Origin of the sequence: Glaciecola punicea (assembly GCF_001756615.1) — a bacterium.
GTDB lineage: Bacteria > Pseudomonadota > Gammaproteobacteria > Enterobacterales > Alteromonadaceae > Glaciecola > Glaciecola punicea.
The window spans coordinates 26,041-41,517 of sequence record NZ_LZXY01000015.1; the positions used below are offsets into that span (position 1 = coordinate 26,041).

The following is a 15,477-nucleotide window of genomic DNA, read 5'->3' on the forward strand; positions in this document are numbered from 1 at the left end:
GACTCCTTGTCTACTTTTAAATGTATACATTGTTTAAAATTATAATTGTTGCTATTCCTTGACCACCATCAAGGCAAAGGGCAATTAATCCACGTTTTAAACTTCGCTTCTCTAATTCATCGAGAAGCGCACTGAAAAGCATTGCAGCTGCTGCACCCATTGGCTGCCCCAACGTAATAACATCAGTAAAAACGTTGGTAATCTCAAATGTATTATTGCGATTGATAAAGCCGTCTTTGACTGAAATTACAACAGTATTGCAATCTCCAACTTGTATAATAAATCTGGTAAGAATCTGTATTTCGGAAGTAATGACGTAATTGTAACTCTCGCAATAAGCTTGACCCAGTGATAGTGGCGTGACCTCATGAAGGGCTCCATCTTTTTTGCCTTTAGACCGGGGGGTCGAATTGCATTATGTCGATACGCGGTATTACTCATTGTAAGAAATCGTCCTTTGCAAATTTACATAAGGGATTGACAATCAAGTGATAATGCCATCATCATTTTTTGAGTTTAGAGCGTTGGCGGCCTACTATACAATGGCGATTGTCTACAAATAAATAGGCAATAAACTACAATATTGGTTATCAACATTTGAGCGATTGCAATGAAATACATCACTTTTTAAAGCTATTTTGCAGCAGAACTGCTTAAAAATATCGTTAATAAAACGTTAAATAACTGTAATTAATGAATAAAAATAATATACGCGCAAAAATTGTCGAAATCCGTAATACACGTTTGTCAGTGGAGTCCTTTATTAATTTACAGCAGGATATTACTAATTTAATGCAAGATGAAATTATTGGGCATTTTGAACAAGTCATGCATTTAGGCGCATTCTGAATCTGTTGCACAGCCTAATTCACAGTATAGCAGCCGGTTCAGCACCTAAAACTTGGACCGGCGTTGCACCGACCAGTTTACGAAAGACAGATTGACCACAATTAACCCGAGGTCGAAAATATGCAACGTAACTGCCGCACACTTTTACCTTTACGCGCGACTAATGCCTAGATCCATTCATTGCTTTAGGAACAAGTTTTCTTCCGACAGCAGCTTTTAACTCGGGCATTACTTACATAATAGGCAGGCTTTGCCGCTTACCGTTTTAACATATTCTTCAACAGATCTGATTTTTGCTTTCCCACCGGCTGACTACAGCAAAGGTGTCGATGAGGATACAAAAAAGTATATTTTCCTTTACTAAACGTTCACAGATCGGTGAACCTCAGATTTATTCATAAGTCAACTGTGCTGACTGCTTGGGATAAAATATAAGAAAATTCATTCTTAAAGTGGGTAAAGAATAATGGGTGTAATTATATTTTTCACAAAAAGACACTTTGTCCATTTTAAGTGTATACAGTGTTTGAAAAATAATGTAATACTTATAAAACCTGTTACAAGTTATTTACAATAATTTAAATGACATTGCGTAACGTTCCTATTTTTTTGACAATTTAACTGTTAAGGATTGCTAAAATGGCACAAACATTAGAGACCTTTGGTCCGATTTATCTCGCTGAGACTGATTATTTTAAAGAAGGATTTCCCCATGATCTATTTACTAAATTGAGAGCTGAAAATCCCGTAGTTTGGAGTGAAGAAAAAAATGATAGAGGTTTTTGGGTATTAACAAAATATAAGGACATAGAGTATGTCTCAAGAAATCCTCAGCTATTTTCTTCTGCAACAAAAAATGGTGGACACCGAATTTTTGATGAAGACAAAGTAGGTTTAGTTGCAGCAGGTGAGGACAACGCTACAATCGGTCGACCTATGATATCGCTGGATCCACCAGAGCATGTCGGGGTTCGTCAATCGGCTATGCGCGGTCTTACACCTGCAGCTATGAAGTCAATGGAGGGACGGATACGTGAGCGCATCAGTGCATTGTTAGATGCCGTCGTTCCTGGTCAACAGTTTGATGTCATCAGTTCATTAAGTGCGCCCATCCCCATACAAACGCTAGTTGAGATTTTGGGGTGCCCTCCAGAAATGGAAGCAGAACTCTACGCTTGGACAAATTGCTTAGTTGGTGAGGGTGACCCAGAATTTCGTCAATCGCCTGAGCATATGGGTAAAGTTATTGAGAATTTGGTCAAATTTGCGTTGCAGTTGCTAGATGCGGGTAAGGATGGCGATGGTACCGATATGATCAGCTTAATATCCAAAACATATGACGGCACAAAGTTAAGCCAAGCTGACTTCCTTGGTAATTTTATTCTGTTGGTTATTGGAGGAAATGAAACTACGCGAAATACTCTTTCCGGCGGACTGTTAGCATTCGCTGAATATCCTGACCAGCTTTCAAAGTTAATTGCTAACCCAGAGCTTATCCCAAGTGCCGTTAAAGAAATCTTACGATGGGTGTCTCCTGTGATGCATTTTCGACGAACTGCGACAGAGGACGTTGAGATACGCGGCGTAAAAATTGCTAAAGGTTCAAAAATAGTGATGTGGTATCCTTCAGCTAATCGCGATGAGGAGATATGGGAGCGTCCATTTGAATTTGATATAGAACGTAAAAATAATCGCCACTTCACGTTCGGCACGGGGCAGCACATGTGTATTGGAAATCGTCTGGGTGAGCTGCAGATTCGTGTCTTTTTAGAAGAATTTACCAAGCGCTTTAATCACGTTGAACTTGCTGGTAAGGCCAAACGGGTGCAGTCCAATTTTTTACAGGGTCTCAAAAAATTGCCCATGAAATTCAATAATGTGTAGTGGTTTGAACAATGAAACATTTTTCAAAAAAGGCTGAAAACTCGCCAGATAAAATTGCTGTGATTTTTGATGATAACGTAGCACTAAGTTATGCGCAGTTAAACAAGGCCAGTATCGCGTTTGGAAATTATATGCAGCACCTTGGAGTGGATTCGTCCAAACCCGTCGCTGTGTTAATGGAAAACCGATACGAATATATTGTTTGCGCATTAACTTTGCTCAGAATGGGGATGCAGTTAGTCCCGATCAATAGTCATTTAAAACAAGCAGAAATTACTTATATCGTCACCGACTCTGATGCTGCATTACTGATTACCTCTGACTTGTACAAAGATGTTTGTAAAAATTTATCGCTAACAATCTTAAACGTGGATGATGAAAAAGTCTGGGGAGCTATAAAACGTAAGTTCGAAAGTACATTTTCTGTTGAGTATGCGTTTAAACAATCTGAAGGACAGGTCTTATTTTATTCATCGGGGACGACTGGTAAGCCCAAAGGCATATTAAGACCGGTGAACGACCGACCATTTGGAACGCCAGCGCCTATTGAAGAGTTTTTATCCAATTACTATAAATTTGATTGTCAATCTGTATACCTTTGTCCGGCACCTCTTTATCATGCTGCACCATTAAATTGGACATTATCGGTGCTTCGTTATGGTGGTTGCGTGGTTGTTATGCCAAAGTTTGATGCTGAAAATGCCTTAAGGCTCATAGACACTTACAAGGTAGATGTCACTCAATTCGTACCAACTATGTTTGTACGCATGCTCAGCCTAAGCACTACGATAAAGCAAAGGTACTCCCAATCGTCACTGCGAATCGTGGCACATGCAGGCGCACCCTGTGCACCGGAGATAAAGCATAAAATGATCGATTGGTGGGGCATGATAATTCATGAATATTATGCCGGCAGTGAAACTAATGGCTTAACTGCTATTACCCCTGAGGAATGGTTGGAACATCCAGGGTCAGTTGGTAAGGCAGTGCTGGGTGAACTGCATATTTGCAACGAGCATGGTGTTCCTGAAGTAGCAGGTACGACAGGTCAAATATATTTTTCTGGTTTACCGCCTTTTTCATATAAGGGAGACGAGCGTAAAACACAAGAAGCTTATAACGAGAAGGGATGGAGCACTCTAGGCGATATTGGATATATAGACGCAGAAGGCTTTCTATATTTGAAAGATAGAAAGAACTTTATGATTATTTCCGGTGGTGTCAACATTTACCCACTTGAAGTTGAAAACACGCTTATGTCTTACGACCTAATACTTGATGTTGCAGTAGTAGGAGTGCCACATGAGGAGCTTGGCGAAGAAGTAGTCGCCGTGATTCAGTTACACGATTATTATAACAAAAGCCCCCAATTAGCAAACGAAATTATTGAATTTTGCCGTGAAAAGATAGCGCATTTTAAGTGTCCAAAGAGAGTTGTTTTTACAACTGAGTTACCTAGATTGCCGAATGGGAAGTTGTTAAAAAGGCATATAAAAGACAACTTACTTGAAGCTATCTCATCAAAAAAAGAAATAAAGAGGTGAAACATGAAAAATTTATTAAAAGATAGAGTGGCCCTGGTTACTGGTGGTTCGCGCGGCATTGGACGCGCCATTGCTGAGGCTTTTATAGCAGAGGGAGCTAAGGTTTTCATTAGTGGTAGAGATGAAAAGGTAGGCGAGCAGGTGGCTCAAGATTTAGGTAAGCAATGTCACTTTATTGCCTGCGATGTCACGGACGGCAAGAGCATTAATGCAATGGTCGATAGTGCTGTTAAGCAAGGAGGCAGACTTGACATCTTGGTCAATAACGCTGGAGGTGTGTGGGGATTCGCGCCCGCTTCTCAAATGGACGATGAAACATGGGATAATATCATTGCGCTGAACCTCACATCTGTTTTTAAAGCATCCCGCGCCGCGATGCGCGTAATGGAAAAACAAAATTACGGACGTATTATAAATATCTCTTCCGTTGAAGGAAAACAAGGGAAGGTCGGATTCTCACATTATTCGGCGACTAAACACGGTGTGATCGGCCTGACTAAGTGTATGTCGAAGGAAGGAGGTCCGTATGGAGTTACAGTAAACGCAGTCTGCCCCGGTTTAGTTATCACTGATCTAATCAGGGATAATGCTGGTTCTGCAGCTGAAGCTGCAGGCATGGATTACGATGAACTTATTGATGCGTATGCAAAGCAAGCCGCTATTGGAAGACCTATAAAACTAGAAGAAGTAGCAGCAATAACCGTAATGCTTGCATCGGAACTCGGTGGAGGAGTAAGTGGCGCACCAATTTCTGTTGATGGTGGCACAGCTTCTTATTGAACTAGCTGCCCCTCTGCGCATCAAGCAGGTGGGCATTTTATCAATTAGTTACCATTGAATATAGCGCTTACGGTTATGTGACCTAAGGCCTCGGCAAGAGAATCCAGATCTTTGCTCTCACACTTTGAAACGAAGTTAGTGAGGTAAAGCGTATTTATCCAAGTCAAAATTTTTGCCACCTCTGCCGTCGCCTGTTTTTTTGCCTTTCCTTGTTGGTGAACCGCATGAACAGCAAGTTCACTTTTATGACATAGCGTGGTCATCATCTCTTCGTATAAACGTCTTACATTATCATCATGAGGAGCCAGATCCTGAATTGCTGCCACGATAGCTTGATGCTTTTTAAATGCATACACAATGCCCTTTATTCCTTCATGCAAATCTTCTGGGTTTGCTTTTTCTGAGTTTTTAAACCACAAACCCGCGCCGTCAATGATATCCTTTGTGACCACGCCCATCAACCGAGCTACCAATTCACCTTTATCTTTGAAGTGAGTATAAAAAGTAGACCTAGCAATATCGGCGCGGCTAGCCAAATCATCGATTGTAATCTGCCCTAAACTGTTACCTTCTTCTAGCATCTTCTCCATTGCATCAAGCAGACGTTCCTCTATCAATGGTTTTCTTGTGTTTTTCTCCCTATTCCGACGAGTGGGCCTTTGTTCTAAATCTAACTGTCTCATTTTCATCCAGTGTTAAATATTATTTAATTTTACAACTACTGCACTTAATCAATACCAAATAATATTCGCAGTAAATAAATCGCCTAGATTATATTAATTGAAATTCAAATGCAGATATGAGTACTTCTAAACCTTAGCACATTGTAATAACGTGACCTGTTAGTTGGATCGTTCTAATATTAATCTCAAACAATAATAGCCTTTTCGGATAAAGCAATAAGGTGTTTATCAGGATTCTTTCTAGCTGTTAATAAATTCTTTGCAGTTATAAAGTCTGCAGGCGAATTTATGCAGTCAACGGCGAGCAGAATGTCCTCTTTAAAATACCACGCAGAGAATTTTTCCGACATTGTGTCACCGCGTAGCACTATATTATCATAACCGTGACTTAAACCAGCAATCTGAAGTTTCATATTAAATTGATCAGACCAAAACCAAGGTACGGCGTCATACGTTTTTAACTTACCGCATAAGGATGCTGCTGCACATTTTGCCTGTTCATTTGCATTTGGAACTGACTCTAGTCTTATGCGCGCTTCAGTAAAAGGGCTAGGAAATGATGCGCAGTCGCCAATAGCATATATATCGGGATCACTGGTTAACATTTGTGCGTTCACAACAATACCGTTATCTACTTCAATGCCCACTTTTTCAGCTAACATAACATTTGGTCTAACGCCTACACCAATAATGACTAAATCTGCAGGGAAGCGTTGACCATCGTTACATATCACCTCTTGTACCTGCTCCTCACCACTAAATGCCGATACCTGTGCATTGGTAACGATATTTACACCTCTAGTAGTATGAGCATTGGTATAAAATGCTGATATCTCTGGTTCGGTCACTCGCCTTAGTATACGCTCCATACTCTCTAAAATTGTAACTTCCATGCCAAAAGATCTCAGCGCGGCAGCGGCCTCTAGGCCAATATAACCACCACCTACAAGTACTGCTCGCTTCCCCTTTTTAACAAACTTACTGAGTCTATCTACATCACCAAAATCGCGCAAATAGCCTATTCCTTTAAGTGTTTCACCCGGCAAGTTAAGATAAACTGGGTTTGAGCCGATGCACAGTACTAATTTGCTATAGCTCAAAACTTTCTCGCTCGATAAGGTCACTGATTTATCGTTTTTATTAATATTCTCAACAGATTGGCCGAGGAGCATCTCTACATGATTTTTTTCATAAAATAGTTTCGATCTAAGTAGAATACTCTCTACGGATTTTCCGTCTGTTAACATAGTTTTTGAGAGTGGTGGCCGATGGTAAGGAAAATGTTTCTCGCGACCTACTATAGTGATCCCGTGTTGCCAACCCTGTTGCCTGAGGCTAGTAACTAATTGAACAGCAGCGTGGCTTGCGCCGACTATAACGATGGGTTTAGTCATTTCGAGTTTCTCCAACCACAGTGTACACTCTTAAGATATTCGTAGCTTTTAATTAGACACAAATAATAACATCAAATAGACGTATAGTCTCTTTTTTGAATGCGCGTTTCTAAATTTGCCACTATTGGCGGATTATCCGGCCAATACATAATGGTGTACTTACGAAACACTGGAATACTAAGCTCGCCGTCAGCCGCTGGTGAGCTTTGTATTTCATATTGGGAAAGTAGTAGTGTTTTTCTATCAAGGTTTTACGGATTTTATTAAATGAGGCAATACGACCGGTCAAGGTAATTGGTGGTGTGCCCTGAAGGCGGGCTTGTAGGATGGGAAACGCCATGCTGTAATTGTGATGAGGGCGGGCCCCTCGAACACGCCGATTAGGCGGTGTGTTCAAACCACCCTGAGCTGCATTTGTAAAGAGCGTTTGTGACCCGCTTTAGTGCGAGACCGAAATAAAAGACGTTTTTAGGGCTTAATCAGTATCACCATCCTTGGAGCTAGTCGTGTGATTTATGACTATAAAGCCAGTAATACCGCTGAAAAAAGATTAACACCAAATAAGTGGGTCTCCTGATCTGTTCAACACGTGATGATTTTGCTGAGATGACAGCTGACAAACTGTCTTTTAGTACAGGTTTTTAGTTGAATGAAATTGTGTTTCGGTTTATGTATGTGAACGTTAACCTGAAAAGATAGGCCAAATTAGCTTCTTCACGCACATTAGCTTCCACTTATTTCTACAGAGAATATCCGGCGAATAGTATGACGGAGTCTAAGCACCTCAACAGTGCCTGCTAGCAAATTCTTTGTTTCTGTCGATGACTAGAGTTTTTATCAAGGTGCTCTAGAATCTTTTAAATAACGAATGTGCGTGTGATGGAAGCAATGTTGGGTACGTCAATGTCAGCTTATCTCAAAACCTGCCGTTGGTTTAATAATGAGAACGTAACGTTTCTATATGCGTTGTATACTAACCCATTTTCCTTGACTATCTTTCGTTCTTTTCTCACATTATGGCTTATATAAAAACCAATAGACCTCCTATGGGTTTATGTATAAATCAAGCCTTTGGAGTGAACATGCCAAAATCTGTGAATCGTTCCTATTCTAGATATACCGAAGAAGCCATTGCGCTCTTCTCTAGACTTATTCGTGCCGCCAGATTAGAGAGAAAATTAAGCGCTCCATTAACAAAAAGCTAGGCTCAAAAGGCAAAGACACTGATACGGCAGCGCTATGCTAGCTATGAAACATTATCCGAAATTATTCGCCATCGGTTTACAAAACCTAAAGATACTCTTAGAGAGCTATTCTCAAGGCTGGTGTTCAATATTTTGTGTGGCAATACCAACGACCATGCCCGCAATCACGCTGCATTTTGGGATGGAAAACATTTAAGTTTGACGCCAGCATATGATATCTGTCCGTAGGGGAGCACAGGCAATGAAGCTGGGCAAGCTATGCGTATTGTTGGTGATAACAATTTGAGTCAGTTTAAAACCTGTTTAATGGTTGCGCCCAAGTTCTTAATAAGCAAAAGCGAGGCATTTGGGATATTTGAGCACCAAATATCCGTTATTGGACAAAATTGGCAAGTCGTTTGCGATGAAGCAGAATTGAGTGAAATTGATCGTCAGTTATTTTGGCGCCGCCAGTTTTTAAACCCTTTTTCGGTTATTGAGTAACTAAAGTCTGCTCTTACCCTTAATGGCTTTGCGAAGTATATAAAGTCTCGAATTAGCACTGTTGTGACTGTCACAAATTAGTTTGGGTGTAAAGCGGCTAATCTTTGGTGAAGAATATGCGTTGTAAGTCGGTAAAACCGCACAATGTATAACCAAGCAATGTGAATACCACAAGCTCTCACTATAACGTAACACAATATTCAGCGATGTCGGCTAAACGCGCTGGCCCAATCCCATTTATTGCCTGTAATTGTAATATGTTGTTAATCGGTCGCAGGGCAATAATTGCTTTTGCGCGACCCACTCCAATGTGCGGGAGCGTTTGTAATTGTTGTAAAGTCGCCGTATTGAAATTGACAAGATGGGGCTTGCTGGCAAATTTATCTAAGTAGGCTGCGGGATGATTTGCTGCTTTTTGCTGAGGCTTATCGACCGATAGCGAGGTAAATTGCAAGCCAGCAAACTCTGCAAAAATCTGCACTAATTCGTCTTGAAATACAGTGCGCGCGCCCAACGCTAGAGCTAATTCGTCGACACTTAGTAGGGCTTCTGCTGTATCTTCAGGGCTTAGGATACCAGCTAACTGCTGTGTTAAGAGCGCCATCATAACACGTGGATCACCGGAGGCTTTATCTTCATAGCCGGCTCGTAACTGCTCTAGCTGTTGGGCGCTTGAATGTAAAATAGGCAAGGTGGTTTGCAACAAGAGCAGATTATCAGGCTGCTGCTGAAGATACTGGGCAATATGATGCGCTGCATCTTCAGCCCGCATACCTCGGCCCCAACCTGCTAAAATTAACAAGATTGCCGCCAGCAGTTCTGTTGATTGCCAATTACTGATACTAGGCTGCAATAACACCCTTGCTTTGATTAAACGGTGGGCAAATCGTGCGCCATTAACACGCTGTTTTAGGGCGTTAAATCCAGAGGGTATTGCCATCGTTAATGCAAACGCTTGGATAAGCGCCTGCCCTAAAAACTTTATGCTGTAGAACCCCGCTGAAAACAGCATATAGACCACTTGAATGCTCGCTGCATTCTTACCGCGTAACTGTATGCCGGCAATTTTGACGGAGGAACGATTGGGTTTCACCCAGTTAAAGGCGCCCAATGCATTACGCGATGATACTGTTGCCCCGGTTTTAGAGATATTTAAACGTGCAGGACCGCTGCCATAATGGCCTTGAAGAACAAAACGGCCATTTTGCATGGCAATGCGTGTATTTTTTGCGATACGTTTTGAAACACGCACACCTTGCATGGTATTGGCAGTAACCGAAACACCCGCAATTTTCGCCTGTTTACGCAGCGATACACCACCGGTGCGACTGAGACGCGCATATTTACCGCGGTGCTCAATCCGCTTTTGCTTACCGTCACTGTCTTTTTCGAAAATATTCAAAAAGCCCATATTAGTCTCCTGTTGCGATGTTTGCAGGGTATTTTACATGATGAGGCTCTGGGGAGATGGTGCGATCCGGATGTTAAAACATCAAAACAGCTGCAATTGGCTACGGATTACTGCGACGCCACATTAACAACATATCCTTTGTGCTTTGTCTTATAGCAAAATTCCTCTTTCTAAAGTATATCAGGGTGCTGAAATTCAGGGAGCATCTTGCAATGACTTCTGAGGCGGCTGTTTGAGCCAGCGGTCCATCCAGGCTTCTAGGCGACGGTACATATCGACCCGGTTAGCAGGGTCGCGAAATCGGTGCGGCTCGCCGGCATAGCTATGTGCTTCGAGCACCTTGCCGTGACGTTTAAGTTCAGCCACCGCTTGCTGATACTGCTCAAACGGTGCGATCGTGTCGCTTTCACCATGCATTAAAAGAACAGGTGTTTTTACAGCATTAAGGCGGCTGATGGTATTGCTGATCGCATAAATTTCTGGGCGCTCCTGTGGCGAACCACCATGGCCCTGAGTGGCCCACAGCTGGATCAGCCGTTCGGCATTTTCATGGGACGAAGCAAAGTCGTAGATCCCGGCCATGGGTACGGCTGCATCAAAAGCGTCCGGTGCCCGAGCGATGGCAGCCAGGCTGATGATACCGCCATAGCTATAGCCGTAAATACCAACCTTACCGCTCGACCACGGCTGGGCACGAATGTAGTCGGCGGCGGCCGCTGCATCAAGTGCCTGACCGTTGGCCCAGTCGTTTTTTGATAGGTCCTGAAAACGGCGACCAAAGCCCGAGCCTCCACGATAGTTCACTGCAAACACTACATAGCCCTGCTGGGCAAGACGCTGCTCCACTAGATTGAGCCCGTTGTAATAGGAGTGAGTTCCGCCGCCGTGGACTTGCACTACGACAGGATATGTCTTGTCTACATCGAAGCCTGGTGGCCGGAAGATAAATGCCTGAATATACAAGCCATCCCAGCTTCGATAACTGATTTCTTCAGGCACAACCAAACCCGACCAGTTGCTGGCAAATTGGGTCAGTTGGGTCAAGCTACCGCCACGCGTCGCCAGCAAGTCGATTTCTTTGCCCCGAGTCGGCGTAGAGCGCACTAGGGCGAATTCGTCGCCTTGGGGACTTTGGTCCCAATCGTGGATCAAACCTCCGGCTTGGCTCATCCGGGTTGCGACACCGCCGGCGGCCGGCAACCGCCACAATGTAACTTCGCCACGGCTATGATTGGAAAAGAACAGCTCGCTACCGTCTCCTGACCAGGCTGGCGCGCCAGGCTCACGCGCCGTGATCTGCATAGAAAGCGCCTCGGCAGTGCCATTTTTAGTATCGATAATGAACAGATCCGACATTTCGGTGTACCAATGTGCCGATTTGGCCGCACCGAACGCAGCAATGCGCAATCCATCATGCGACCAAGATGGGTCGCCTAGTCCCATAAAGGACTTGGTCAGCTGCTTTTCCTCCTGATCCTCGACATCAACTAACCACAGATCGTTTGACCAGGTATCGGTACGGTTTGAGTAGTAGGCAACTGTCGACCCATCGGGAGACCAGCTGTGAGCGAAGCGCGTTTCATCCTGTGGCATCGCGCCTTTCGTCAACTGCTGTGGCGGCGCACTGCCGTCGACCGGCACCAGCCAGAGATCTTGATGTCCTGAACGGCCACTGGCGAAAACAACCTTATCACCGTTAGGGGATGGGCGCGGGGCACGCACATCAGCTTCATCATTGGTTAGACGCTTGGCGCTGTTTGCGCCCACCTCAATTGACCACAGGTCGTTGTCATGCACGAACACGATGCCACTGCCGTTGGCAAGCCATGCGGCTGAATGGCCTTGAGTCCAGAAGCGAGTCTCATCGTCTCGGTCGACCAGATACAGGCCGCTCTTGTCGCTTCTTCGTACGTCCACGGCTAATTGCCGACCGTCCGGCGAGAAGCGCGCCGCAAACACGCCGTCATGACCGGTGCCGCGACACACCGAGACAGCGCAAAGCGCCTCCCATGAAACAGCAGTCGACGCGTCCTGGGCATGTGCATGGACATGAAAAAACAAGCCGGCGAAGCAAAACAACAAAGCAGATAAAGACGTGGACAAAAGCATGGAAGAACGTTGCATAAGATCGGGACCTCAAAACTGGAATTAGAATAGAAAAATAAAGTATGAAAAGAATAAACCACTACCCTGTTGTATGCAACAAGGGCTGATTTTGCTTTAATTTAAAGGTATCCAACGGCCTGTTAGTGCAGGTTTATGTTTAGCATCTGGGCTAAACCTGAGAACAATACAGCGATAGCTTTCAGTTAGCCTTGACTTGTACCTTATCTTGTACAACCTTGTGGTTTTAATATATACTTGTCTTCTATATTGTACATGAGGAAGCTTTATGAGAATTGTATCTTTTACAGATGCTCGAAACGGTTTAAAGGCTGTTTTGGACACAGTCGTTAATGACGCAGATACTACGATTATTACACGAAGAGATTCGGAGGATGCTGTTGTAATGTCACTTGATTATTATAACAGTTTGATGGAAACCGTTTACTTACTCAAATCACCCCAAAATGCGGCTCACTTAGCTAAATCTATCGCACAATATAAAGCAGGTGAGAACATTCAAAGGGAGTTGATTGATGAGTAAAAGGTTATTGCCATGGACTGATGAATCCTGGAAAGATTATTTGTATTGGCAAACCCAAGATAAGAAAACGCTCAAGCGTATTAATAAACTTATACTAGACGCTAGGCGTTCACCCTTTGATGGCATTGGTAAACCAGAGCCTTTAAAAGAAAATTTTACTGGTTTTTGGTCGCGTCGAATCGATGATACAAATCGTTTAGTTTATGCCGTTAAAGACAGTTCAATCATCATCATTTCTTGTCGTTACCATTATTAGAATGGAGCCCAAGAAAGCTAACAAAAACATGAATACGGACATTTTGGAAGAGCACCAAAACGCCGCAATGAAGTTCTTTAAAAAGTTATTGAAGGGCCAGCAGGCAAGGCCATTAAAGATAGTCATCGACAAATTGCGCAGTTATTGGGCTGCGAGAAGGGAAATTATGCCCAGCGTTGCTTATTCAACCCAACAATACGAAAACAATCGCTGTGAATTGTCTCATCAGCCTAGTAGACAACAAGAACGGCAAATGCGGCGGTTTACATCCCAAGGCCAAGCACAACGATTTTTAGCGTGTCATGGCATTGTAAATAATCTGTTTAGGCTTGGCCGCCATAAAATGCAAGCCGATAATGGCTGATGGTGTGGACGAGCTCGACCATATCGTTGTGACATGGTGCTTTGATGCGAGTGAAGGTGGTGCCACCCCATGAATTTTCGTTAATAGCACCTTCTAAGAACAGCATGTGGAAGTGGATATTTAGATTCAACGCGCTACCAAAGCGTTAAATAAGTGTAACAGCACCTGTCTTGGCTTGTTTAGTTGTAAAGCCTGCTCGATTGACAATGTGCGTAGATATGGCGCGGTGAATGATACCCATGACTTTACTCAATTCACTTGGATATCGAGCCAACAGCAATCCCAAAGGGATAGGAAGGCTTAAAACCCACTGACGAATCGGATAGGCCCTTCAGGGACTGTGAAGAACATCGTCTACAATAGTGTAGCACTTTCCGTCATTCTTCTAGCGCCGCAACTAGGTCGGCATATTTTATCGACTACCTTCGCCACTGTGGGCGGGCTTATCCCCTTGTTATTGTTTAGTGAAGGTACACTTTGGCCACCACTTGCAGTAGTACTTGCCGGTGGCGTTGGCTTTTCCATCATACTGACGTTGGTATTTACGCCAGTGCTTGTGGCAAGGCTTTGTAGAGTGCGCACTAAAAGCCAATCAAACGTTAAAAGCAAAGTTAGTTTGCAAGCCTCATGAGAAAATTTGTCAAATAGTGGAATACGGATTATGCTTTTTTAAGCGTTCACTTTGTATTATGGTATTGGCAATTATTATGATGTTGTTACATTTTTATTTCTTGCTGATGTATTTTCTATGCGTAAGTTTCAAGAAAGATTCAACTGTTAAACTTTATCATGTTGTCATGTTGTCATGTTGTCATGTTGTCATGTTGTCATGTTGTCAGGTAGGCAACTCGCTTGATTAAGCTACCGATACATTATGGATTTTTACAACACTATAAGGTGCTATATGAAAAATATAAAGCGGAAGTTTAATGTAGTTCACATTAGCCCATAAAGTTGAGTTTATAAAATTAAAGGAAAAATATGTCTACAAGAAATATGAGAGTCATTGGTTTATGTTTATTACTTAATGGTTGTGCAATTAACGTTACTCCAGAAAAAATCATTTATCAAGATAAGCAAGTAGTCTCACTTGATGTTGAAAAAATGCAATCAAGTTTTGATACAGATTTATCGATGGCAAAATTAAGTAAAGTATCGATAAATACTGCTGATGGCGTAATACTTAATGGGATATCGTTTATTCATCCACAAGCAAAGGTTAGTATTGTTTTATTTGGTGGTAGTGGGATGAAAATCAGTTCCTCTGTAAAAATCCTTGAACGCTTTGCGTTAATTCCTGCCAATGTTACTTGGTTTGACTATAGAGGCGTAGGAGCTAGTACTAAGAAAGAAAGTTTATCAATTGATGACTTTAAAAAAGATGCGTTAAATGTTTTTTGATTTTGCTAATAAATTAAACAAACAGGATTTACCTATTATTATTCATGGTATTTCAATGGGTTCAATAATAGTGAGCGAACTTATCAATGAACGTAATATTGATGGTGTAGTACTTGATGGTGCTATAGGTTCAGTGACCGACCTCATTACTCAAACAACCCCATTATGGACAAAACTTTTTTCTACGGTGACAGTATCCCCAGAGCTTGCGTCGCTGAATAACATCGATAAGATAAGAGAGTATCAAAAACCCCTCTTGTTATTAGTCGGCGAAAATGATGAAACAACGCCAGTTAAGTTTTCACAAGCACTTTATGATGTCAGCTCAAGTAAGGTTAAAATATTAACCATAATTCCGGATATTGATCATGGCAGAACGATGAAAAAAGAAGAAGCCATATTGGCATATCAAGAATTTATAAAACAGATACCTTAACTTTTATCATTTATTTATTATTGTCTTCTTAATTCGTTGTACTTCGCAACCATATTTCCATACTTTCTCAATATTATATATTGTTGTTATGTCTAGCAATGGATTGCCTGAGACCATCAAAAGGTCGGCGTGATAGCCAA

15 protein-coding genes and 2 pseudogenes are annotated in these 15,477 nt (G+C 42.5%); 11 read left to right on the forward strand and 6 right to left on the reverse strand.

Going from position 1 to position 15,477, the window contains the following annotated elements; all coding sequences use genetic code 11:
• Nucleotides 1-16: 16 nt before the first annotated feature.
• The gene (locus tag BAE46_RS15145) at nt 17-349 is read right to left on the reverse strand and encodes a hypothetical protein (RefSeq protein WP_081483927.1); all 333 of its coding nucleotides are present in this window, start codon (nt 347-349) and stop codon (nt 17-19) included.
• Nucleotides 350-1,488: 1,139 nt separating this feature from the next.
• Between BAE46_RS15145 and BAE46_RS13600 the strand changes: the two genes are divergently transcribed.
• The 3 genes from BAE46_RS13600 to BAE46_RS13610 are packed head-to-tail and all read left to right on the forward strand — an operon-like array spanning nt 1,489 to nt 5,057.
• Nucleotides 1,489-2,733: a cytochrome P450 gene (locus BAE46_RS13600; protein WP_006005301.1), complete on the forward strand. Its 1,245-nt coding sequence runs from the start codon at nt 1,489-1,491 to the stop codon at nt 2,731-2,733.
• 11 nt (nt 2,734-2,744) lie between these two features.
• Entirely contained in the window at nt 2,745-4,277 is a 1,533-nt protein-coding gene (locus BAE46_RS13605) for an AMP-binding protein (RefSeq protein ID WP_006005303.1), read from the forward strand.
• A 3-nt stretch (nt 4,278-4,280) separates the two neighbouring features.
• Nucleotides 4,281-5,057 carry an SDR family NAD(P)-dependent oxidoreductase gene (locus tag BAE46_RS13610; RefSeq protein WP_006005305.1) on the forward strand — a complete coding sequence of 259 codons (777 nt, stop codon included), beginning with the start codon at nt 4,281-4,283 and terminating at the stop codon, nt 5,055-5,057.
• 44 nt (nt 5,058-5,101) lie between these two features.
• On the opposite strand, the gene BAE46_RS13615 is transcribed toward BAE46_RS13610, so the two are convergent.
• Entirely contained in the window at nt 5,102-5,740 is a 639-nt protein-coding gene (locus BAE46_RS13615; RefSeq protein WP_040520663.1) for a TetR/AcrR family transcriptional regulator, read from the reverse strand.
• A gap of 185 nt (nt 5,741-5,925) precedes the next feature.
• Nucleotides 5,926-7,134: an NAD(P)/FAD-dependent oxidoreductase gene (locus BAE46_RS13620; RefSeq protein ID WP_040520665.1), complete on the reverse strand. Its 1,209-nt coding sequence runs from the start codon at nt 7,132-7,134 to the stop codon at nt 5,926-5,928.
• 1,226 nt (nt 7,135-8,360) lie between these two features.
• On the opposite strand from BAE46_RS13620, the gene BAE46_RS15255 reads away from it, so the two are divergent.
• On the forward strand, nt 8,361-8,567 hold the full coding sequence (locus BAE46_RS15255; protein WP_369403275.1) for a HipA domain-containing protein: 207 nt from the start codon (nt 8,361-8,363) through the stop codon (nt 8,565-8,567).
• Nucleotides 8,568-8,621: 54 nt separating this feature from the next.
• On the forward strand, nt 8,622-8,822 hold the full coding sequence (locus BAE46_RS14935) for a hypothetical protein (RefSeq protein ID WP_216094988.1): 201 nt from the start codon (nt 8,622-8,624) through the stop codon (nt 8,820-8,822).
• Between the two features lie 181 nt (nt 8,823-9,003).
• On the opposite strand, the gene BAE46_RS13630 is transcribed toward BAE46_RS14935, so the two are convergent.
• Nucleotides 9,004-10,233, reverse strand: a complete 1,230-nt coding sequence (locus BAE46_RS13630; protein ID WP_006005315.1) for a ComEA family DNA-binding protein — start codon at nt 10,231-10,233, stop codon at nt 9,004-9,006.
• 195 nt (nt 10,234-10,428) lie between these two features.
• Nucleotides 10,429-12,357 carry a S9 family peptidase gene (locus BAE46_RS13635; RefSeq protein WP_081483929.1) on the reverse strand — a complete coding sequence of 643 codons (1,929 nt, stop codon included), beginning with the start codon at nt 12,355-12,357 and terminating at the stop codon, nt 10,429-10,431.
• Nucleotides 12,358-12,625: 268 nt separating this feature from the next.
• Between BAE46_RS13635 and BAE46_RS13640 the strand changes: the two genes are divergently transcribed.
• From BAE46_RS13640 to BAE46_RS13650, 3 genes and pseudogenes are all read left to right on the forward strand, one after another.
• Entirely contained in the window at nt 12,626-12,880 is a 255-nt protein-coding gene (locus BAE46_RS13640) for a type II toxin-antitoxin system Phd/YefM family antitoxin (protein WP_040520670.1), read from the forward strand.
• Nucleotides 12,873-13,136: a Txe/YoeB family addiction module toxin gene (locus tag BAE46_RS13645; protein WP_006005325.1), complete on the forward strand. Its 264-nt coding sequence runs from the start codon at nt 12,873-12,875 to the stop codon at nt 13,134-13,136. Before BAE46_RS13640 ends, BAE46_RS13645 begins: the two co-directional genes overlap by 8 nt.
• A gap of 52 nt (nt 13,137-13,188) precedes the next feature.
• A pseudogene (locus BAE46_RS13650) lies at nt 13,189-13,494 on the forward strand (DDE-type integrase/transposase/recombinase); the annotation flags it as partial.
• Here the strand turns inward: BAE46_RS13650 and BAE46_RS15065 are convergent.
• Nucleotides 13,460-13,606, reverse strand: coding sequence for a hypothetical protein (locus BAE46_RS15065; protein ID WP_238528952.1), 147 nt, complete (start codon nt 13,604-13,606; stop codon nt 13,460-13,462). The pseudogene BAE46_RS13650 and the gene BAE46_RS15065 sit on opposite strands and share 35 nt — an antisense overlap.
• A gap of 297 nt (nt 13,607-13,903) precedes the next feature.
• Between BAE46_RS15065 and BAE46_RS13655 the strand changes: the two are divergent.
• The 3 genes and pseudogenes from BAE46_RS13655 to BAE46_RS14480 all read left to right on the forward strand — a co-directional run.
• Nucleotides 13,904-14,131, forward strand: a pseudogene (locus BAE46_RS13655) (hypothetical protein); the annotation flags it as partial.
• A gap of 350 nt (nt 14,132-14,481) precedes the next feature.
• Entirely contained in the window at nt 14,482-14,901 is a 420-nt protein-coding gene (locus BAE46_RS14475; protein ID WP_083256889.1) for an alpha/beta hydrolase family protein, read from the forward strand.
• Nucleotides 14,891-15,337, forward strand: coding sequence for an alpha/beta hydrolase family protein (locus BAE46_RS14480; RefSeq protein WP_083256890.1), 447 nt, complete (start codon nt 14,891-14,893; stop codon nt 15,335-15,337). The genes BAE46_RS14475 and BAE46_RS14480 overlap by 11 nt, the downstream gene beginning before the upstream one ends.
• The last annotated feature ends 140 nt before the right edge of the window (nt 15,338-15,477 follow it).

What these genes read in the sequence shown, in the direction of transcription:
- BAE46_RS13600 (WP_006005301.1), top strand. Translation starts at nt 1,489, where the DNA reads ATGGCACAAACATTAGAGACCTTTGGTCCGATTTATCTCGCTGAGACT.
- BAE46_RS13605 (WP_006005303.1), top strand. Translation starts at nt 2,745, where the DNA reads ATGAAACATTTTTCAAAAAAGGCTGAAAACTCGCCAGATAAAATTGCT.
- BAE46_RS13610 (WP_006005305.1), top strand. Translation starts at nt 4,281, where the DNA reads ATGAAAAATTTATTAAAAGATAGAGTGGCCCTGGTTACTGGTGGTTCG.
- BAE46_RS13615 (WP_040520663.1), bottom strand. Translation starts at nt 5,740, where the DNA reads ATGAGACAGTTAGATTTAGAACAAAGGCCCACTCGTCGGAATAGGGAG.
- BAE46_RS13620 (WP_040520665.1), bottom strand. Translation starts at nt 7,134, where the DNA reads ATGACTAAACCCATCGTTATAGTCGGCGCAAGCCACGCTGCTGTTCAA.
- BAE46_RS13630 (WP_006005315.1), bottom strand. Translation starts at nt 10,233, where the DNA reads ATGGGCTTTTTGAATATTTTCGAAAAAGACAGTGACGGTAAGCAAAAG.
- BAE46_RS13635 (WP_081483929.1), bottom strand. Translation starts at nt 12,357, where the DNA reads ATGCAACGTTCTTCCATGCTTTTGTCCACGTCTTTATCTGCTTTGTTG.
- BAE46_RS13640 (WP_040520670.1), top strand. Translation starts at nt 12,626, where the DNA reads ATGAGAATTGTATCTTTTACAGATGCTCGAAACGGTTTAAAGGCTGTT.
- BAE46_RS13645 (WP_006005325.1), top strand. Translation starts at nt 12,873, where the DNA reads ATGAGTAAAAGGTTATTGCCATGGACTGATGAATCCTGGAAAGATTAT.
- BAE46_RS15065 (WP_238528952.1), bottom strand. Translation starts at nt 13,606, where the DNA reads ATGCTGTTCTTAGAAGGTGCTATTAACGAAAATTCATGGGGTGGCACC.
- BAE46_RS14475 (WP_083256889.1), top strand. Translation starts at nt 14,482, where the DNA reads ATGTCTACAAGAAATATGAGAGTCATTGGTTTATGTTTATTACTTAAT.
- BAE46_RS14480 (WP_083256890.1), top strand. Translation starts at nt 14,891, where the DNA reads ATGTTTTTTGATTTTGCTAATAAATTAAACAAACAGGATTTACCTATT.